The sequence below is a fragment of the Microcoleus sp. BM001215392 genome (assembly GCF_036700185.1).
In the GTDB taxonomy this organism is placed as follows: Bacteria; Cyanobacteriota; Cyanobacteriia; order Cyanobacteriales; family Microcoleaceae; genus Microcoleus.
In genome coordinates, this window is the sequence record NZ_JAUBOJ010000083.1 from 1 (window position 1) to 20,228 (window position 20,228).

General features: G+C 47.1%; 13 protein-coding genes. 8 read left to right on the forward strand and 5 right to left on the reverse strand.

What is annotated here, in order from left to right; all coding sequences use genetic code 11:
- Positions 1-272: 272 nt before the first annotated feature.
- Positions 273-3,449 carry an ABC transporter transmembrane domain-containing protein gene (locus QT974_RS11930; RefSeq protein ID WP_333468692.1) on the reverse strand — a complete coding sequence of 1,059 codons (3,177 nt, stop codon included), beginning with the start codon at positions 3,447-3,449 and terminating at the stop codon, positions 273-275.
- Between the two features lie 816 nt (positions 3,450-4,265).
- Here QT974_RS11930 and QT974_RS11935 point away from each other — a divergent pair.
- The 3 genes from QT974_RS11935 (at position 4,266) to QT974_RS11945 (ending at position 10,478) form a co-directional block, all read left to right on the forward strand.
- Positions 4,266-4,811, forward strand: coding sequence for a PadR family transcriptional regulator (locus QT974_RS11935; protein WP_333468693.1), 546 nt, complete (start codon positions 4,266-4,268; stop codon positions 4,809-4,811).
- Between the two features lie 356 nt (positions 4,812-5,167).
- Positions 5,168-6,958, forward strand: a complete 1,791-nt coding sequence (locus tag QT974_RS11940; protein ID WP_333468694.1) for an efflux RND transporter periplasmic adaptor subunit — start codon at positions 5,168-5,170, stop codon at positions 6,956-6,958.
- A gap of 316 nt (positions 6,959-7,274) precedes the next feature.
- Positions 7,275-10,478 carry an efflux RND transporter permease subunit gene (locus QT974_RS11945; RefSeq protein WP_333468695.1) on the forward strand — a complete coding sequence of 1,068 codons (3,204 nt, stop codon included), beginning with the start codon at positions 7,275-7,277 and terminating at the stop codon, positions 10,476-10,478.
- Here QT974_RS11945 and QT974_RS11950 read toward each other — a convergent pair.
- Positions 10,475-10,654 (reverse strand): hypothetical protein, encoded by a 180-nt coding sequence (locus tag QT974_RS11950; protein ID WP_333468696.1) that lies wholly within the window; start codon positions 10,652-10,654, stop codon positions 10,475-10,477. The genes QT974_RS11945 and QT974_RS11950 overlap by 4 nt on opposite strands.
- Positions 10,655-10,700: 46 nt before the next feature.
- Between QT974_RS11950 and QT974_RS11955 the strand changes: the two genes are divergently transcribed.
- Positions 10,701-11,549, forward strand: a complete 849-nt coding sequence (locus QT974_RS11955; RefSeq protein ID WP_333468697.1) for an energy-coupling factor ABC transporter ATP-binding protein — start codon at positions 10,701-10,703, stop codon at positions 11,547-11,549.
- Positions 11,550-11,798: 249 nt separating this feature from the next.
- Here the strand turns inward: QT974_RS11955 and QT974_RS11960 are convergent, their stop codons facing one another.
- From QT974_RS11960 to folK, 3 genes are all read right to left on the reverse strand, one after another.
- Entirely contained in the window at positions 11,799-13,271 is a 1,473-nt protein-coding gene (locus tag QT974_RS11960; protein WP_333468698.1) for an FAD-binding domain-containing protein, read from the reverse strand.
- 254 nt (positions 13,272-13,525) lie between these two features.
- Positions 13,526-14,074 carry an NUDIX hydrolase gene (locus QT974_RS11965; RefSeq protein WP_333468704.1) on the reverse strand — a complete coding sequence of 183 codons (549 nt, stop codon included), beginning with the start codon at positions 14,072-14,074 and terminating at the stop codon, positions 13,526-13,528.
- A gap of 78 nt (positions 14,075-14,152) precedes the next feature.
- Positions 14,153-14,641: a 2-amino-4-hydroxy-6-hydroxymethyldihydropteridine diphosphokinase gene (gene folK / locus QT974_RS11970; RefSeq protein ID WP_333468699.1), complete on the reverse strand. Its 489-nt coding sequence runs from the start codon at positions 14,639-14,641 to the stop codon at positions 14,153-14,155.
- 483 nt (positions 14,642-15,124) lie between these two features.
- Here folK and QT974_RS11975 point away from each other — a divergent pair, with 483 nt between their 5' ends.
- From QT974_RS11975 to QT974_RS11990, 4 genes are all read left to right on the forward strand, one after another.
- Positions 15,125-15,451 carry a hypothetical protein gene (locus tag QT974_RS11975; RefSeq protein WP_333468700.1) on the forward strand — a complete coding sequence of 109 codons (327 nt, stop codon included), beginning with the start codon at positions 15,125-15,127 and terminating at the stop codon, positions 15,449-15,451.
- A 318-nt stretch (positions 15,452-15,769) separates the two neighbouring features.
- Complete coding sequence (locus QT974_RS11980; protein ID WP_333468701.1) at positions 15,770-18,121, forward strand: PhoX family protein; 2,352 nt, start codon at positions 15,770-15,772, stop codon at positions 18,119-18,121.
- Positions 18,122-18,477: 356 nt separating this feature from the next.
- On the forward strand, positions 18,478-19,617 hold the full coding sequence (locus QT974_RS11985; protein WP_333468702.1) for a M15 family metallopeptidase: 1,140 nt from the start codon (positions 18,478-18,480) through the stop codon (positions 19,615-19,617).
- A gap of 72 nt (positions 19,618-19,689) precedes the next feature.
- Positions 19,690-20,228: lysozyme (locus QT974_RS11990; RefSeq protein WP_333468703.1), on the forward strand; the 539-nt coding region annotated here is incomplete at its 3' end.

Sequence of the window (20,228 nt, forward strand, 5' to 3'; positions counted from 1 at the left end):
CAGTTGGCAGTTGGCAGTTGGCAGTTGGCAGTTGGCAGTTGGCAGTTGGCAGTTGAGTGTTGAGTGGTGAGAGTTGAGTGGTGAGTGTTGAGTGTTGAGTGTTGAGTGTTGAGTGTTGAGTGTTGAGTGTTGAGTGTTGACTAACAACTAATAACTAACAACTAACAACTGCGAACTAATAACTAACAACTAACAACTGCCAACTAATAACTAACAACTAACAACTGCCAACTGTCAACTGTCAACTCTCAACTGTCAACTGTCAACTGACTTTAAAGATCCAGTTGTTGTTGAGCGAGGTGATAGTAAAGCCCGCGTTGCGCCATTAATTGGTCGTGGTTGCCTTGTTCTACTAAAATGCCTTTGTCTAGAACCAAAATGCGATCGGCATTGCGCACTGTAGACAATCGGTGAGCGATCGCAAACACAGTGCGATCGCGGCCGATGCGAGCCAGATTTTGCTGGAACCTGCGCTCTGACTCGGTATCTAGCGAAGAAGTTGCTTCATCCAAAATCAAAATTCGCGGATCGCCTAAAAGAGCGCGGGCGATCGCAATTCGCTGGCGCTGGCCCCCAGACAAACTCGTTCCCCTTTCCCCCACAGGAGTTTGATAACCAAGGGGCATATCTTGAATAAAAGCATGAGCTTCTGCTAGCTTAGCCACTTCGATCGCCTCTTCCAAGCTAGCAGAATCAGCAAATGTTCCTTCCTCGTCATGACTGGCGGGGGATTCCAAATTTTTGTACAGCGTGATATTTTCCAAAATCGTTCCCGAAAACAAGAAACAATCTTGAGGGACAACACCCAACTGAATTCGCAGCGACTGCAAAGAAATGTGCCGAATATCGTGGCCGTCAACAGTCAGCCGCCCTTTTTCTGGATAATAGAAACCTTGCAGCAGCTTCACCAAAGTGCTCTTACCGGAACCGCTGCGGCCGACAATTGCCACAGTTTCTCCAGCTTGCACCTCAAAGCAAAGATTTTGCAGGGTATTGCGTTCCTCATCCTGAGCATAGCGGAAAGAAACATTGTCAAACTTGATGGTTCCGTGAATGCGAGGCAGCACCAGCATTGGTTTGTAAGGGCTTTCTTCAGGTTCTGCCGAGAATACGTCATCCAAACGCTCGATCGACACCAACACTTCTTGAAACTCATCCCAAAGTCCCACCACCGATAGCACAGGAGAAATTACGCTCCCAATCATCATATTAAAAGCCACAAATTGACCGATCGTCAATTCGTCTTGAATCACCAGCATTGCCCCGTACCACAGCAAAGCCGTACTACCCAAAGTATTAATCCCACCCCCAACTACCTGCAAAGAGTTCGCCAACTTCTGCCCCCGAAATTTAGCATTAATCATGCAGGTTAATTGATCTTCCCAGCGCCAGCGCATTTCTCGATCGGCAGCAGTTGCCTTAATCGTCGCTACCCCTGCGATCATTTCTACCAAAGAGGAATTTTGCTTGGCACCTTCGTTAAAAATCTCCCGCGATATTTGGCGCAGAAACGGAGTTGCCACCAAAGTCAAAATCACGATCGGCGGAATCAAAGCCAGCACCAACAAAGCCAGACGCCAGTTATAGTAAACCATCAGTGCGATGTAAACCACAGCCATCAAAGCATCCAACCAAGCCGTAATCGCTTGGCGAGTCAAAAACGACTGAATTTTTTGATTTTCCTGAACCCGCGTCAAGATGTCGCCCACCTGACGCGATTCAAAAAATTTAATCGGCAAACTGAGAGTGTGACTGATAAACCCGCTAATTAAAGTCAGGTCAATGCGGTTGGACAAGTAATCCAGCAAATACTGTCTCGTTGCCCCCAACAGCGATCGCCAAACACTAAACAGCAGCAGTCCGATCGCGAAAACGTGCAGAGTAACGATGCTTTTGCTGACAACTACTTGGTCGAGAATTACCTGGGTAAACAGGGGAGTAACGATCCCAAACATTTGGATCAACAAAGAGATTACCAAAATTTGGGCGATCGTAGCGCGATAGGGCCAGATTATGCCCAGAAAATTTTTAACTTTGATCCCTTTATGTTCGGCAGTGTGATTGCGGTATAGTTCCGCTGTCGGGTCTAAAATTAGGGCGTACCCAGTCCAACTGTCGGTAAAATCTTTAATACTCATCCACCGCTTGCCCGCCGCCGGATCGGCAACTAAAACCTGTTGATTTTTAAAGCGGTAAACTGCAACGTAGTGATTGCCTTGCCAGTGAGCTATCCAGGGATTTTGATTGCGGAGTGGAGTCAAAGAAGCTCGCACGGGACGGGTTTGAAACCCCATTCTTTCCGCCGCTTTTGCCAAACTTTTTAGCGAGGCGCCACTGCGGCCGATTTCTGCCAATTCGCGCAAGTAATTCAGGCTGAATTTCTTACCCCAATATTCGCTAATCATGGCCAAGCAGGTAGCTCCGCAATCTGCTGTACTCTGTTGTTGAATGAATGGGTGTCCGCTGCTCAACCATCTGCGCCGCTTGGGTTTTGGGAAACTGATGATTCCGGATGCCGATTTGGGAGACTCGACTGCGGTTAATTTTGACGGCTCAGTTTTTGAGGTAGAGGAAGCATCTTTTGGCGCAGTTACTAAGGTTAAACTCGGATATTTGCGGATAATTTTAGGGCGGGCATTGCTGTCGGAATCAATTGTGGCTTTGGCCATTTCCCACTGTTTTGAGTCGAGCTGGTAAATTAGCAGGTCTGTTGCCGCTTTCCAGTCGCTCGGTACGTCTGAATGTCCCCAGTGACTGCCGATACTGGGCGGTGCTTGACCTTGAATTTTGCCGCGGCGGAGCCAAAAATGATTGGTGGTTTTTTGGCAGTGTTCCGCGAGGGAAACTCCGGCAGCAATTCGGGTTTCTTCTAGGTAAGGAAGTAAGTGCGGCCACAGAAGCTGTTGTTGGTGGGGTTCTAGCGATCGCAAATCTGTTTGCGTTTTGAAAAAAATTAACTGCTGGATCTGTTGGAATTCTGGCTGCAAGTGCTGTTGCAGTTGGGGAAATTCTTTTAAAACAAGCTGCAATTTGGTGCAGTTAATTCGAGCGAGTTGGCAGCTTCCGGCTGCAATTGCCCTGTAAGGCAGTCCGCTGGCAATAAATAAGTCGTCTGTCCCAAATACTGCTCCGAGTTCCAGTACCGTCACCGAAACTTCTTGCTGTTGAAAGGCTTCTACCGCTAGCAGCCTGACTCTTCCCTGGCAAACTACATAAAAATTGATCTCGCTCTGTGCTTGTTCAACTAAATTATTGGTATTATCCGGTGTTTGATATTGGGTGATTTCATCTCCGAGTTGAAACTCGCAAATTTCACAGGCTGTATTTAATTGGGCAATTAATGTCGGTTCGGGACTGATTTCCTCCAAGAGTTTCTCAAGAGCGGGAACTGTTGGCAATGAGGCTTGGGAGCGCTCGAAGTAGTTTTGTACCCCTAAATTTTTTTTCATAGCTTTCCCTGTTGAATTTTTGTGTCAATTTTATTGACAGGCAATTAACCAGACTGAGCCTTTTTATTTTTTAGTGCCACCTAGCGGGCTGAAAAATGCTTGTTGAGTTTTGCGGCGAAAACCTCATATTCCAACATTTTTGACAACTTTTGAGATGTCGGAATTAGGTTTTTTTTAAGAAAATAGTGTGATTGCGTAAGTATTGTTTTCGCTGGCTCCAATCATAACTTACAAAATGGCTCGTATGGCTACAGTTACAAGGTCATCTTTACACAATCTTTATAAATCACTCGTATAGTCGCGGAGTATTGTGAAGATTGTGTGAAGAAAAGCCCCGCAGGTTTCCTCCCTGCATCCGTAAATACACGTAGGCGGCTTAATTAAATATTAAAAGATTTCAATTTTCTATACGTTGTGCATTCCAGCAGGATTGATGTAAAGAAATGTTGCTAATTGGTAGCAGGAATTCCAGAAATTAATTGAGCACTGAGGGGGTGTATTTAACGGGATTCAAGCACAAAATTTGGAGTTTCCTTTTAGTGGGAAACCCATCGCTGGCGGACGTATCAACTTTGCAGCGGACAAGCCCGGTTTTTTACTAAATCTCACGCGAGTTGTCGATCGCACAGAAAGGCGGTGGTAGTCTATAAAGCGATCGCTTTCTTTTGACCTTAAAACAATGTATCTCAAGAGACTTGACAATATTTATTAAATGTGAATTTTAATTTCAAAATTCTTTAAAACTAGCTATTTGCCCGATCGCCCTTAAATCGTATATAGTCATAAAATTGCGACTATAATATCAGTTTGATATAAATGCTTGAATTATCAGCCCTAGGGCTGCTGAGGCGGCAACCGCTGCACGGCTATCGACTAAAACAACAACTGGAGCTGTTTATGAGCAGTTGCATCAGCGTTAATTACGGAGCAATTTACCCGCTCCTGAAGCGCTTGGAAGAGCGAGGCGAGATTTCGGTAATTGCCGAAGCTGCCGGAGATGCGGGCAACCCGCGCAAAATCTACGACATTACAGCTCAAGGGCGCGAGAGCTGGCGAGAAAAAATGCTCGAACACCCTCAAGAAAGCTGGGTTAACAGTCGATCGCGCTTCCAAATCAAGTTTTTCTTTTTTGGTGACTTAGAACCCGAAGAAAGAATCAAGTTGCTCGAACACCGCTTGAGAGTCTGCTACCTGCGCCAAGACTACCTAGAGGGGCAGCAAGCTGAACAGGAAAATCCTGTTGACTCGTATCAAGCAGCATCCTGGGAAAGGTGTACAAACACCCTCCAGTTAGAAATCCAGTGGTTGACAGAGCAACTAGCCCAAGAGCAATCGCGCGATGGGTTTGTAGTGCGGACTTGAGTCCGCTCTCAAACTGCGGACTCAAGTCCGCACGCGCGATCGGTGACTGGGCTAACTCCCTGAAAAAATCCCTCCAACCGAGTCATTCAAGTGAGTCATAAGGAGGATTTATAGTCCTTCGTGCACGTGATAAATTTTGAGGGCTCGCAAACAAATTTCCTAAAAATAATCGCGGCCCGGCTTGGCTAACGCCAATCAGACTCAAGCCAAGCACATCTCCCCATTAAAAAATCGACTTTCTAGATTCCCTTCTGTTTGAGGGCTTGTCCTGATTCCCCTGGTTTGAGCCGCGGGAGCGAAGATTGGGCCCAACTCTAGATAAGTCAGGTGTTGAAAAAATCTAACTGGTGCTGCCAATGAGTTATCCTAAATGCCCAGAATCGGTTGTTGAAGCTGAAAACCCAAAATCTACTGCTACAGCCCAACTGCACCCAACCGATGCAGAGGGTCATCAACCGCAGGAATTGGTCACAGTCCCCGATCGCCCCCTTCCTGTTGCAAAACCGATCTCCCGCTGGCCCCTAATTGCTGCGATCGCGATCGCCACCACAGGCGCAGGTATCGGCTTGTACTCGTGGCAATCGAGCCACAATCGTGCAGCGACACAGGCAGCAGCAAATCAACCCAAAGCCACACCAGTCAAGCTCGCAACCGTTGCAACTAGCTCAGTCCAAGATGCCTCGGAATTTGTCAGCAGCTTGGAGGCCAAGCGCTCAGTACAAATTAAACCGGAAACAGAAGGGTTAGTCACCGAGATTTTTGTCAAATCCGGGGACTCGATCGAAAAAGGGCAAGCCCTCGCCCGGATCAAAAGCGACAGCGCCCAAGCTCAAGTAAGACAATCCCAAGCCAATTTGAGGGCGGCTGAATCGAATTTAGCCGAATTGCAAGCCGGAAGCAGGCCCGAAGAAATCGCCCAAGCTCAAGCCCAAGTCGCCCAAGCAACCGCCAACCTAGCTCAACTGCGATCGGGCAACCGGCCAGAACAAATTGCCCAAGCTCAAGCCCAAGTAGCCGAAGCAATCGCCAACTTAGCCGATGCCCAAAGCGGCAGTCTCTTAGAAGACATCGCCCAAGCCAGAGCGCAAATAGAAGCCAGCAAAGCCCAAGCACAATTAGCCAGCCAGCAACTTGCCAGATATCAGGCCTTGGCCAAAGAAGGCGCCGAGTCACAAAACACGCTCCAGCAATACATCCAAAAACAAACCAGCGCCCAAGCCAACCTTCTAGAAGCTCAAAGGCGCTTGGAACAACGGCAAAAAAACAGGCAAACCCAGATCCAGCAGCGCACAGCAGCCTTACAACAGCAGCAGCAAGCTTTGCGGCAACAACAAAACGGCGCCCGCCCAGAAGAAATAGCCGCATCCGAAGCCCAAGTCGCCCAAGCCAAGGCGAAATTAGCCCAGTTAGCCAACGGCACCCGCCAAGAGCAGATCGATCGAGCCCAAGCGCAAGTTGCCCAGGCTGCTGCTCAAGTCCGCGGCTTTGAAATCCAACTGCAAGAAACTGCTGTCATCGCGCCCTTCACCGGAGTCATCGGCGACATACCAATAAAAGTGGGCGATTACTTGAAAACAGGCGATCCGATCGCCACTTTGACTGAGAATAAATTGCTCGACTTGCGGTTGTCAATTCCTTTAGAGCGTCAGCCTCAATTGCGGTTGGGGCTGCCAGTGGAAATGCTGGACGATCGAGGAAATGCGATCGCGATCGGTCAAATCAGTTTTATCTCGCCAAACGTCAGCGCCAATTCGCAAACAATCTTAGCTAAAGCCACCTTTCCCAACCCCAGCGGCGAACTGCTCAACCTCCAATTTGTCAAAGCTAAAGTCATCTGGCAAGAGAAACCGGGAATTTTAGTTCCTGTCATCGCAGTCACTCGCTTGGGCGGGCAAACCTTTGTGTTCACAGCTCAAAAACCGGAACAGCAAAAACCGGGAATGCCACCTTTGATCGCGCGGCAAAAACCAGTGAAATTGGGAACAATTCAAGGGAACAATTATCAAGTAATCGAAGGTTTGCAAGCAGGAGAAAAAGTTATTGTCGCAGGCATTCTCAACTTGACAGACGGCGCTCCGATTACTGCTCAAGAGCAAGCTGTTGGCGAAGGAGAAAAGACAAAATTACCAGTTGGAGGCAAAAATTAAAGTCTGAAATAAGATTGGTTTGTAGTGCGCCCCAAAGTCCGCAGAAAAGAGCGGACTGAAGCCCACACTACGAACTGCGGTCTGAGAACCGACTGAAGTAAATTAGTTGTAGGGTGCGGATACATCCACAATCCCTAAAACAAGATCGACAATCTGATAGATCCGCACCTGATACATGGGGGGTGAAAACAACCCTCCGTTTCACTCCACCCAACACTTTTTTCTAGCAATACTTTTTTTTGGGATTGTTGGTAGATCCGCACCCTACGACAACTGTCAACTGTCAACTGTCAACTGTCAACTGTTGAACAAATTTATGTTTGCAGACTTCTTTATTAAACGGCCTGTCTTTGCGAGTGTCTGCGCCTTAATTATCATTTTAGTAGGCGCCATCAGCATCCCCACACTGCCGATCGAACGCTTCCCCGACATCAGCCCCACCCAAATCAGCGTCACAGCCAACTATAGCGGGGCGAGTGCCGAAATTGTCGAAAATGCCGTTACGAACATCCTAGAGAGGCAAATCAACGGCGTAGAAGGGCTAAAATATCTCACTTCTAGCAGCAGTAATGACGGCACTAGCACCATTACCGCCACCTTCGATCCGTCGCGCAACAAAGATATTGCCGCCGTCGATGTCCAAAATCGAGTGTCAGTCGCCCAACCCCAACTACCAGATACCGTACAGCGCACGGGTGTGAGAGTTACCAAACAATCTAGCAGTCTCTTGCTGGCGATCGGCTTATTTACAGAAAAAAAACAGTACGACACCACATTTTTAAGCAACTACGCCGACTTGTATTTAACAGATGCTTTAAAGCGGATTAAAGGTGTTGGCGACGTGCGAATTTTTGGGGAACGCCGCTATGCTATGCGCCTGTGGATCGACCCCAATAAGTTAGCAGCTCGCGGTTTGACAATGCAAGATATAACCAGGGCGCTTAACGAACAAAACTTACAAGTTGGTGCCGGGAGAATTGGTCAAGAACCCGCCCCTGACGGGCAAATGTATCAAATAGATTTACGAGCCGAAAGCCGTCTCAAAGAACCCGCAGAATTTGAACAACTTGTTCTCAAAACAGAAGCAAATGGCACTACAGTTAAGTTAAAAGAAGTCGGAAGAGCGGAGTTGGGAGCAGAAAATTACAACTCTTTTCTGCGATTTAGAGGCAATGATGCCGTGGGTTTGGGGATTTATCAATTGCCGGGAAGCAATGCTTTGAATGTGGCTCATGCTGTCAAAATAGAAATGGAAAAACTCTCTAAAAGTTTTCCTCCTGGGTTGATACATCGAGTCGCGCTAGATACTACTTTGTTTGTCGAAGAGTCGATGGCTGAAGTGGTGAAGACGCTATTGGAATCAGTCGTGCTGGTGGTGATAGTAATTTTTGTTTTCTTGCAAGACTGGCGCACTACGATTATTCCGGCGATCGCCATTCCGATTTCTTTGATTGGAACCTTTACTTTTATCAAGATTTTCGGATTTACAATTAACAGTTTATCTCTGTTTGGTCTAACCTTAGCGACGGGGTTGGTGGTGGATGACGCGATTATTGTCGTAGAAAATATCGATCGCCTGATCCGCCAAGGAATGAATCCCCGCGAAGCAGCTTCCGAGTCCATGCGGGAGCTGTTTAGCGCTGTGATCGCGACTTCCTTAGTGTTGATGGCCGTCTTCGTACCCGTGGCATTTTTTCCCGGAACCACGGGAGCGCTTTACAAACAATTTGCGCTGACAATTGCCTTTTCTGTAACGCTTTCTACCTTTATTGCCATTAGCCTCACGCCTTCTCTTTCCGCTCTCCTGCTGCGCCGGGGACAGAAGTTTGGCGGCCCGCTGGGTTGGATATTCGATCGCTTTAATATTGCCATTGATTGGACGCGGCGGCAATACCGGCAGTCCCTAATATTTCTGGTGGGAATTAAGACAATTGTTACTCTGCTGTTCATCGCTTCTCTGGGAGTCACAGCTTGGCTTTATCTATCAGTACCCACAGCATTTATCCCAGAAGAAGATCAGGGATATTTCCTGACAATTATTCAAGGCCCCCAAGGAGTTTCGCTGCAATATACTCAGAAAGTAATGGACGAAGTAGAACGAGAAATCCTCAAACTTCCTGAAGTTGTCGGGACTTTCTCTGTCGGTGGCTTTGGTTTTAGCGGCAGCACTTCCAACCAGGGTATTATCTTTACTACGCTTAAATCCTGGAGCGAGCGTCACGGAGAAGGTCAAAGCGTACAAGCAATTATTGGTAAGTTGGGAGGTCTGCTTTCGGCAATTCCCGAAGCGAGAATTTTTCCGGTGAATCCGCCGGCAATTCAAGGTTTAGGTCAATTTGGAGGCTTCCAATTTCAATTGCAAGACCGCAAAGGTAACAGCGGTTTAGATGCTATGGTTCAGGCGATGGGCGGGATTTTGAAGCAGGCGAATCAGACGCCGGGATTGCAGGCGGTATTTAGTACGTTTGCTGCGAATACACCTCAGTTAATTGTGGAAGTCGATCGCAATTTGGCTAAGGCTTTGGATATTCCTCTTAATGATATTTTCAGTACGCTGCAAACGGCTCTGGGTTCGCAATATGTCAACGATTTTACTCTCCAGCAGCGCAATTATCGGGTGTACGTCCAGGCGGACAAACAGTTTCGCGCGAATCCAACAGATATTAGTAAATTGTATGTCCGCTCTGGCAAGAATGAAATGATTTCTTTGAGCAATTTGGTTAAGTTGACTCCGGTGGTGGGAGCCCAAACTGTCAACCACTACAATTTATTTAGGTCAATTGAAATTAATGGCTCTCCGGCTGCGGGAGCGAGTTCGGGACAGGCGATTCAAGCAATGCAAAAGGTGGCGGCTCAGGTTTTACCGTCGGGTTTTGGTTATGAATGGTCGGGGAGTTCTTTAGAAGAAATTGAGTCGGGGGGTCAAGCGCCAATTATTTTTGGTTTGGGGTTGATTTTTGTGTTCTTGGTGTTGGCTGCTCAGTACGAAAATTATGTCGATCCTTTCATTATTTTGCTATCGGTGCCTCTGGCAATTTTGGGTGCACTTTTAGCTCAGTCGCTGCGGGGTTTGGCGAATGATGTTTATTGCCAAATTGGTTTGGTGATGTTGATTGGATTGTCGAGTAAAAATGCGATTTTAATCGTGGAGTTTGCTAACCAGTTGCGGGAGCGGGGATATCCAATTGCTAAGGCAGCAGTTGAGGCATCTCAAGAGCGTTTGCGACCGATTTTGATGACTTCTTTGGCGTTTGTTTTGGGGATTCTTCCTCTAGTTAATCCCGAAGGTGCGGGTGCTGCGAGCCGCCGATCGCTCGGGAATGCGATCGCGGGCGGGATGGTGGTTTCTACTGTCTTGAGTTTGTTTGTGGTGCCGGTGCTGTATGTGGTGATTGTCTCGGCTCGCGCTCGCTTTACAAAAAGCGATCGCCCGGAACATCCGCCCCACGATGACACAAATTTGGATGGGAAAACTGCTCCCCGCTCTGAGGTTGAGCGCGATCGAGTAGCGCCGCTTTAACCGCTCGGTGCGATCTCTGTTAACGCTCTTAAGTGAACCGTATTCATATATAATGCCGGTGCAACCGGAAACGATAGGGCGATCGAGGGAAACTGCAAAATATCTGTTGCACTGCTAATTTGCCGTTTCCCAACAATTTTGAAAATTTGGGTTTGAGGAGATGTGGGTTTTGACAAGGACTCGGATTATGAGGAAGCAACCTATTTTAGTAACGAGCAATATATGTCTCAATCAATTCTCGAATTCGATCGCACTTTCTACTCATATCCCTGCACTTCGCGAGTAGCAATTGACGATTTAAGCCTGAAAATTCCCTCCGGGAAACGCTGCGGGCTGATCGGTCAAAACGGCTGCGGCAAAACCACCTTGTTTCTGCTAGCCAACGGCTTGTACCAACCGCAACAGGGAATCATTCGCTGGGAAGGCGAAGCCTTTAGGTACGATCGCAAATCTCTGAGCGAACTGCGCCAACAAATCGGACTCGTATTTCAAAATCCCGAACATCAGTTAGTCGCTTCCACGGTAGAAGAAGACATCTCCTACGGATTGTACAATCAAGGATTGCCAGAATTTGAAATTGCGCAACAGGTGCAACAGGCGATCGAGCAATTCGACTTAAGCGAACTCGCCCGCGAACCAATCCACAACCTCAGTTTAGGACAAAAAAAGCGAGTTTCGATCGCCGATATCATGGTACTCCAGCCGAAACTGCTACTGCTAGACGAACCTACCGCCTATCTCGATCCGCGCCACACGCGACAACTAATCGGTTTGCTCAAACAAATCCACGCAGCCGGAACCACCATACTTTTGGCAAGTCACGACCTCGATTTCATCTACCGCTGGGCTGATTGGGTGTTTGTGATGGATCGAGGTAAACTAATTCTCGAAGGCACGCCGGAAACCGTTTTTGCTCAGCGGGATGTCTTGGAACAATTGCAGCTTGGCGTACCGCTGGCGATCGAACTAATTGACCAAATAAAGGATCTCGTCGATGGAGATGGTAACTCAAAACTGCCCAATTTCGAGGAATTGCAACAACAAATTTTACAGTGGCGCCGGCGCGGTTAATCACCCGATCGTTTACGCTAAAACTGCTAAAAGTTTCAGGGTTTAAGCGCTGATAGTTAAAAACCCGGCTTCTCCAAAATATTTGTTTTTGAATTACGAAGCATATCCCAATCAACCCGGTTTCTGATGTCATATCATGTGCGGTCGATTACCATAGCAATGACAGTGTACCTTACTTATTAAGGTCAATCGACCGGACATGACATCATATTTTAACTCAAGGCTAAACACCAAGTAATTAACTGAAAATTACTGCAAAATTGTAGCAGTTTCATCTACTATTTTTTGTTGTTTGTAAAGTTCCTTAAACTTGCGCTGCTGGTGGTTGTGGTCTACGATCGGATCGGGATAATGAAGCAGACGGCGTTCTATTGGCGAAATATTTCCAGTTAGCAAAAATTTCGTATCAACTCGGCGCAATTCTGGCACCCAGTGCCGAATATATTCCGCTTCTCGGTCAAATTTTTGAGCTTGACTGGCGGGATTAAATATGCGCAAAGGTTTCGGGTCCATCCCGCTCGACGCGCTCCACTGCCAGCCGCCATTGTTAGCAGAAAGGTCGCCATCAATCAATTTTTGCATGAAGTATTTTTCACCCCACTGCCAGTTAATAATTAAATCTTTGGTGAGGAAACTAGCGACTATCATGCGACAGCGATTGTGCATCCAACCACTCTGATTTAACTGTCGCATTGCGGCGTCGATAATGGGATAACCTGTTTTGCCCCTGCACCAAGCTTGAAACAACTTTTCATCGTTCTCCCAAGGAAAGTCTTTGAATATTTGACGGTAGGGCCCATCTGCTAATTCAGGGAAGTTATACATGGCGTGTTGGTAAAATTCCCGCCACGCTATTTCCTGTTGCCAAGTGCGGATACTTGCGCGCGCTTCTTCGCTGCGACAAGTTTCCATAACTATCTCCGTAGCTTGCCAAACAGTGCGGATGCCTATGACACCAAATTTGAGGGCGGCGCTGAGTTGGGATGTGCCGCTAACTGCTGGAAAATTGCGCCGATCTTGATATTCGTAAATTGTGCGATCGCAAAATTCTTCTAATTTTGCTCGCGCTGCATCTTCTCCGGGTTCTATGACTAAGGGACTTTCCCAAATAAATCCCAAACTAGCCGCTGTTGGCAGTGTTTCAACTGCCCCTGCTTGGTTGGCAATTTCTTGTTCTTCTGCGGTTAATCCGGTCATTAATTCCAGATAAGTTATCGGCAGCGTCTCAACTGGTTGGGCTTTTGGTTTGTTGCTCCAATTTTTCCAAAACGGGCTATAAACTGTGTAGGGGTTTCCTGTACCGCTGCGAATTTCGTCAGGGGCGTGCAGGATTTGATCCCAAAAGTTTTTAACTTTAATTCCTGCTTGTTGCAGGGCATTTGATACGGCTAAATCGCGCTCTTTTGCATAGGGTTCTACATCCCAGTTCCAAAATACTTCCTTAGCATTAATTGCTGTTGCTAATTTTGGTATTCCCAAAGTAGGGTCATCTTGAATTATCAGCAACTGGCTGCCTAATTCGCTGTAACGCGACGATAGTTTTTGCAAGCAGCCGATCATGTATGTGACTCTCGCGGGTGCTACATCAGATCGATCCAGAATATTGCGATCTAGACAAAAAATCCCGACTACTTTCTGGCTTTCTTGGCGCGCCGCTGCAAGTCCAATGTTGTCAGAAATACGCAAGTCGCGGCGGTGCCAAAATAAAATTAGATTTGACATTCGATTGCAGATTTTAGATTTTTTGTTTGAGATTTTTTCCCACGGATTGAGCCATGGTATGCTTAGAATGCAGAGCTTTTTAGAGTTTATAGCTTGCTTGTTGCTTCAAGATGCACATAAATTAATCCCGGGAATTGTTACCAAATTCAGGACTGACGCATTGTCTCAAAGAAACCGGGTTTTTGGCCGAATTTGCGATCGCAGCGAAAGATTTTTGGAAAAAACCCGGTTTCTGCGTAAGCCCTAAAAGTAGTTTAAGTCAAAAAGGGACGCGCCAAGAAAAAGCTAGAAATTGATTTGGCGTCAATTGGTTCGCCAGCTAAGATCGCTTTTTCTAATTCTTCTGGAGTGAATAAAACTGTCTCCATATCTTCATCATCGTCTTGTTCGGGCGGCTTTTCCAGTTTTTCCAAATCTTGAGCTAAAAAAGCATAAATAATTTCGTCCGAATAACCGGGGGCGAGCATAAATTTGCCTAATTCCCGCCATTTTCCGGCGCGATATCCGGTTTCTTCTTCGATTTCGCGTTTGATAGTTTCGGCGGGGCTTTCGTTGATTTCGACTGTACCTGCGGGAAATTCTAAAATTCTCCCTTTGGCGGCGAAGCGGTATTGTCTCACCAAAACGAGTTTACCTTCGGGGGTGACGGGAACTGCAAGTGCTCCGCCCGGGTGGCGAATACATTCCCAGTCGCCTTCGGAACCGTTGGGAAGGCGGAGGCTGGCTACATCAAAGTTGAATTTGCGCCCTTGGTAGAATAGGCGCTGTTTGAGCAGTTGGGGTAGTTCTTGACCGATCGACATAAGCGACAAGCTAATAATGTTTGATTGCACCGATTTAAGATATGATAGGCGATCGCCGCCCGGAAATTTGCTCAATTTCTACACTTTCATGTTTTCCACTCCGGAACAGTCTACATTTTTCAGGAGTTGGGCGATCGCACTTTTGGTCACTGGATGCACCCAATCCGGCGCAATTTCTGCCAAAGGTACTAATACAAAAGCTCTTTGGGTCATCCGGGGATGAGGTAAAGTCAATGTCGGAGTTTCTAAAATTAAATCATCGTACAGCAGCAAATCCAAGTCGATGGTTCTCGGCCCCCATTTTTCACCGCGAATCCGATTAAATTGTTTTTCAATTTCTAATAAAGTTGCTAGCAATTGTTGTGGTTGTAGCGCAACTTCTAGGATGGCACAGGCGTTAATGTAATCGGGTTGAGGCGGCCCGACGGGGGCGGTTTGATACCAGCTAGAATGGGATTTTACGGCGATTCCTGGGGTGTTGTTGAGAGTTGCGATCGCACTTTTGAGTGTGGCGAGGGAGTCACCCAAGTTGCTGCCGAGGGCGATCGCACATTTTGTTGATTTCATTGGTTATTGGTTATTGGTTATTGGTGATTGGTGATTGGTGATTGGTTATTGGTTATTGGTGATTGGTGATTGGTGATTGGTGATTGGTGATTGGTGATTGGTGATTGGTGATTGGTTATTGGTTATTGGTTATTGGTTATTGGTTATTGGTTTTCGAGTAACGCGGGGCGGGTTGAGCGATATCCTTCGCCACCTCAAAATATTTCGGGTTTAATCCGCCCCTACCAGCCATATTTTTGCGGGAAACTCGACTTTACAAAATATTATTTTAATCTCAGCTTAATAGAGTGTTAAATTTTATTTATTATCATTGACACGTGTCAGCATTTAGTTTCAAAAATAATGAATTTGCATCGGCGCTTATGTTCAGGCTTTATTTTAGCAACGGTTTTTTTGGTCGCAAGTATATCAGTATCTTTCGCCGAAACGAAGGAGAGCTATCTTATCCTAAATTCGGACGAGAGTCAATCTTATGCAAATTTAGTGGAGCAGGCGTCCGAGTTGGCCGCATTGTCGATCGCCCGCCAGTTTGAAGCAAACCCAGGATTAACAGAAGTTACAGTGATAGTTACAGCCGATCGCAGCCGACAGCTTGTTCCGCTTTTGCGATCGAGAGTATCCCGCAGCCAGTGGCAGAAAAATTCCAGAATCGAACAATGGACTAGATATTTTGGGGATGCTCAATACCTGTTGGGATTCAGAGATAGCTATATTTCGTCGGCAAATTCAGGGCGATCGCAAAGGATTAATGTACCCGGGCCTAGCCGGCCAGTATCCCGACAAAACGATCCGGCTTTTCGAGATGATTGATGTCCTGTCCGGTTAATTACCATAATAAAAACGGTTCGTAGTGCGGAAGGGAGTCCGCTCCATCTGGCGGACAAAAACGGTTCGTAGTGCGGAAGGGAGTCCGCTCAATCTGGCGGACAAAAATGGTTCGTAGTGCGGAAGGGAGTCCGCTCCATCTGGCGGACTTAAGTCCGCACGCGCGAACAAATATTTAATGTATTTTTAACCCAAAGATTCCCCTAATTTAATTAACCAAAACTTTAACTATCCTTAATTTAACAGTAGTAAATTTCTATAGGAGACTCGTCTGACTAGGGATGTTGGGTTGAATAGGAATTTATGTCTAAAATAACTCGCCGACAACTGTTAATTTTTTTCGGTAGCAGTGCAGCTACCACCGTGCTTGCTCCTAAGCTAACTCAAACATTGTTCGGCATCAATTCCAGCGCTGCCGAAGCTGCTTTAAGTCCGCTATCTTTCACTCCGTTAAGACTACCTCATCCGCTACCAATTTATCGAGAACTGTCGAGTTTCATGCCTGCGGCTTTGAACGGACAGGGCACAGTGATGGCGGCCTCGCAAGATACGAAATTAACCAGCTACAGCGTGGTTGACGATGTGGTTGTACCGCCGGAATACGAACGTTATGTGATTCTGCGCTGGGGCGATCGCGTTTTCCCCGATCCAGCAGACTATTTCGGCTACAACAACGACTATACAGGCTTCGTAGGTCTGCGCGGCAGCAATGACGACGGCTATCTGTGGGTAAACCACGAATACGTATCTTTCCCGATGTCGAAAGTGGCGCCGGAAGCCCCGGCGGATGTGGCATCTTTCCCGGCGACCGATCGCGCCGTCCTCGGTTTAGACTTATCCGTAAAGAATCGGGCTACCCTAGGCGAATTCCTGTACAATCTCGGTGGTTCCATCGTCCGCATCACCAAACAAGCTGACGGACGCTTTGTCGCCATTCCCCGCGACTCCCTCAACCGACGCATCCACGGACTTTCCGGCCTCGGAATCAACAGCCAGCGTGCGGACAAATACAAAGATGTCACCTCCTGGGGAACCAGAGGAGGCGACGACAAATATCTGACAGGTACGGGCCCGGCAGCCACCCAAGTTTTCGCCCAAGTCAACAGCGATGGACTGGGAAACCGCATCATCGGTACAGCCTACAACTGTTCCGGCGGCACCACCCCTTGGGGGACAATCCTCTCCGCCGAAGAAAACTTCCAAGGTAGCGAACTATTCTTTGTGGGAGTTCAGGAAAACATCAAACCCAACGGCGGCCAAACCAGCTACGCCAAGGGCACTACGGGCGAAGAATTCGGCTTAGTCGGCGAAAAATACGGCTGGATGGTGGAAGTCGATCTCCAAGATCCGAATTTCCGCCCCCGCAAACATACTGCTTTAGGCCGTTTCCGCCACGAAAACGTCGCTATTCGTGCCGAAGCAGGCCGCAAGTTAGTAGTGTACATGGGAGACGATCGGCGCGGCGGACACACCTGGAAATTTGTCAGCAACGGTACTGTCGCAAATCCCGCTGATAAAAGCAACAGCAGATTATTAGAAGACGGCGTTTTATACGTCGCCCAATACAACCGCAACGGCGCCGGAAGATGGCTGCCGCTGGCATTAAATAGCCCGACCAATCCAGTCAGTCCTTCTAAAGTTGGCGAAGCCGAATTAGCAAGTTTTGGCAAAGCTCAAAGAGATGCTAATACTCGCTTACCAAAACGTGCCGGAATAGCTGGTCAAACCGAAGACGGCGGTTCTTTTGTCGCAGATACAACTAATGAAGCAACAGCACTTGCTGGCTACAGAAATAAAAGTCTTGCTAATTTTTATACGAGCCAAGGTGCGGTTTTAGTTGATGCTTTCTTAGCTGCTAATTTGATTGGTGGAACTCCGACGGCGCGGCCGGAAGATTTGGAAGTTAATCCTACTACTAAGGAAGTTTTCATTTCTTATACAGACGGTGCACCGGGCAGCGATGGTTATCCAGATTCTCGGATTTTTACTGTTGCTAAATACGGTAGTGCACTCAATAGCACTCAGCAGTCGGGAGGAATTTACAAAATAATTGAAGACAGTGCCGATGGTGCTGGTTTGACTTTCCGCTGGCAGCGTTTTGTGCAAGGTGGAGAAGCCGGAACAGTAGCTGGCGCGGGATTTGCGAGTGTTGACAATTTGGCTTTTGACCCTCAAGGCAATATTTGGGGTGTGACTGATATGTCTACTTCTACGCACAACGGTTTTGACGTGGGTGCTGTTGGTAAGCAAAATGCGATCGACCACACGAAGACTGGAAACGTGTCAGATTTTACGGGTGTTTTCGGCAACAATTGGCTGTTTTACATTCCGACTTCTGGGCCGAATGCGGGAAGTGTAATTCCCTTTGCACAAGGCCCGAATCGGTGCGAAATGACGGGGCCGACTTTTGTCGGAGATACGCTGGTGATTTCGGTGCAGCATCCGGGGGAAGATTGCCCGATCGATGATGGTACTGTGTTGCGCCGACAAATTGAGATGTTGGATTTAAACGGTGCTGTTTTCAATCAAACTCGGACTGTTGCTCGCGGCAGTTTGTGGCCTAGTAATATTGAAAATGACAGGCGTCGTTCGCCGATGCCGTCGGTGATTGGGATTCGCCGCGTGCGAACAAGTCCCACTGGCCAGTTTGTCTAGAGCCATCTGCTAGATTATACGCGATCGTCTGTAGGGACACGGCATTGCCGTGGGGAGCATCTCAGTTTTGCATTTGTAGTGCGAGCTCTTAAGCTCGCACTCAAAGAAAAAATGCTTTTTGCAAAACTGAGATGCTCCCATTGCCGTGTCCTTAGTTGTCAGAATAGGTATTACTTCGTTTGGCGCGACACCTAGCCAAAAGTTCAGGTTATTTCCTCCACCTATAGTCAGCCGCCAGCTAGCCATTTAGCTAATTCAAGACTCAACTAAAAGCTAGAACCTATTTGGGGAGATTTTTTTTAGGATTGAAGCTGTGAAAAAGAGATACAATCCACAGTCAATTTTATTAAAAAAATATGACCAAAGTAGATGAATTAGTCCAAAAAATGTTAGACCTTGATGAGGATACTCTCAAAGCACAGCTTGGAATCCGCGCCCAAGCAATAGCGCAAGATACAACGGCGCGATCGGCTTCTCTGGAGAGTCTGGAGGATGATTTAAATGCGACTCCCAGAGGTGGAATTCCCGATCGTGCTGATGTAGATTTTGGCGACAAGTTTTTCAATAAATTAAATATCAAATCCTATGATTTGATGTGTGGCGAACTCTTAGACCCAGAACTGACAGCCAAAATTGCGGCAAGCTACAAAGAAAACTCTGATAAAGCAGCGGCATTTTTAGCCCCGAGTTTAGCAAGTCAACTCAATTTACCTTTTTCGATCGCCGCGATTGTTGCAGTGTTGATTATCAAAACACTGGTTTCGGCAAGTTCTACAATGGCCTCAACCACATCGGAAACAATTTGCGAAGTTTGGAAAAAAAAGCTAGGAATTGAACCGTGCGATCGCATCAATCAGACAGATAATGACCCAGCTCAACGGCGAGCATTAGAAGATGTAGGCGCTCGCGGTACAGTTACCCTTCAGGACGCTCCAGGCTGTTCAACCGCTGTAGTCCGCCTGCTAGACAAGCAGCTTATTGAAGAAATGAACAAGATAGAGCCCAACTGTCTCGTAAGTTTCGCCGAGCTCGATGTAGAACTCGGTGAGGGCGTTCACCCTTTTCTTCAGCTTCCCGCAAAAACAGCACTCGCTCAGGCTATTCGCGATCGGGGTCAAAAACTGCTCGTCAATTCAGCTTACCGGACGATCGCACAACAACAATTTCTATTCACTCGTGGCTCCAGTTGCGGTTATGACCGCGTTGCGGAACCAGGCTCTAGCGAGCATGAAAGTGGTCTAGCCTTCGATATCGAAGATCCTGAAGGCTGGAGTTCTTTTTTAGAAAATTATGGCTGGTATTGGCCTGCATATGCTAACGACCTATGCCACTTCGAGTATCAAGGAAGCGACAAGCAGGACATTAGAGGTACTGCTGTACTAGCCTTCCAAAAACTGTGGAACCGACACAATCCCAGCGAACAGATTGACCAGGATGGTGCAGTTGGGCCTGCTACGAAAGAAAAACTCAACAAATCACCTGTAGAGGGTTTCTAAATAGTTGAGAATCCCAATGAGAGTTTAGATGTTAGAATTAAGTCCACCTACAACACGCCAGGACAAATCACGATGGAACGGGTGCTGGAAATCTTCCCTGATGGGAGTCTTTATGAAATGGAAGGTGAGGTGGCGGTAAAGGCGATCGCCACCCAAGGACAAGTGAAATTGCTCTCAAAAGCTTTGCGCTCCACATTAGCTAAAACATTTATTAATGCCCCTCCCGATAAACTTCCTCCTCAAGTTATGGAAATAGGAGTGCGGGGAGGGATGACAATTAACCAAGATGGGTTAAACCTGATTAAATCCTTTGAAGGATTGTATCTGGATGCGTATCTTGACCCCATTGGAATTCCCACAATTGGATACGGACATACTCAAGGCGTAGAAGAGGGAATGACAATTACTGAAGCCCAAGCTGAGGAGTTGCTCAGAAAAGATTTGGCAGAATTTGAAAGCGCTGTATCTGAGGCTGTGGAAGTTGAGATCGATGAAAATCAATTCTCAGCTTTAGTGTCTTTTAGTTTCAATTTGGGTGCAGGATCTCTATTCGAGTCAACTTTGTTAAAGCTGTTAAATCAAGGAGATTTTCAGGGTGCGGCCGACCAATT

What these genes read in the sequence shown, in the direction of transcription:
- QT974_RS11930 (WP_333468692.1), bottom strand. Translation starts at nt 3,449, where the DNA reads ATGAAAAAAAATTTAGGGGTACAAAACTACTTCGAGCGCTCCCAAGCC.
- QT974_RS11935 (WP_333468693.1), top strand. Translation starts at nt 4,266, where the DNA reads ATGCTTGAATTATCAGCCCTAGGGCTGCTGAGGCGGCAACCGCTGCAC.
- QT974_RS11940 (WP_333468694.1), top strand. Translation starts at nt 5,168, where the DNA reads ATGAGTTATCCTAAATGCCCAGAATCGGTTGTTGAAGCTGAAAACCCA.
- QT974_RS11945 (WP_333468695.1), top strand. Translation starts at nt 7,275, where the DNA reads ATGTTTGCAGACTTCTTTATTAAACGGCCTGTCTTTGCGAGTGTCTGC.
- QT974_RS11955 (WP_333468697.1), top strand. Translation starts at nt 10,701, where the DNA reads ATGTCTCAATCAATTCTCGAATTCGATCGCACTTTCTACTCATATCCC.
- QT974_RS11960 (WP_333468698.1), bottom strand. Translation starts at nt 13,271, where the DNA reads ATGTCAAATCTAATTTTATTTTGGCACCGCCGCGACTTGCGTATTTCT.
- QT974_RS11965 (WP_333468704.1), bottom strand. Translation starts at nt 14,074, where the DNA reads ATGTCGATCGGTCAAGAACTACCCCAACTGCTCAAACAGCGCCTATTC.
- folK (WP_333468699.1), bottom strand. Translation starts at nt 14,641, where the DNA reads ATGAAATCAACAAAATGTGCGATCGCCCTCGGCAGCAACTTGGGTGAC.
- QT974_RS11980 (WP_333468701.1), top strand. Translation starts at nt 15,770, where the DNA reads ATGTCTAAAATAACTCGCCGACAACTGTTAATTTTTTTCGGTAGCAGT.
- QT974_RS11985 (WP_333468702.1), top strand. Translation starts at nt 18,478, where the DNA reads ATGACCAAAGTAGATGAATTAGTCCAAAAAATGTTAGACCTTGATGAG.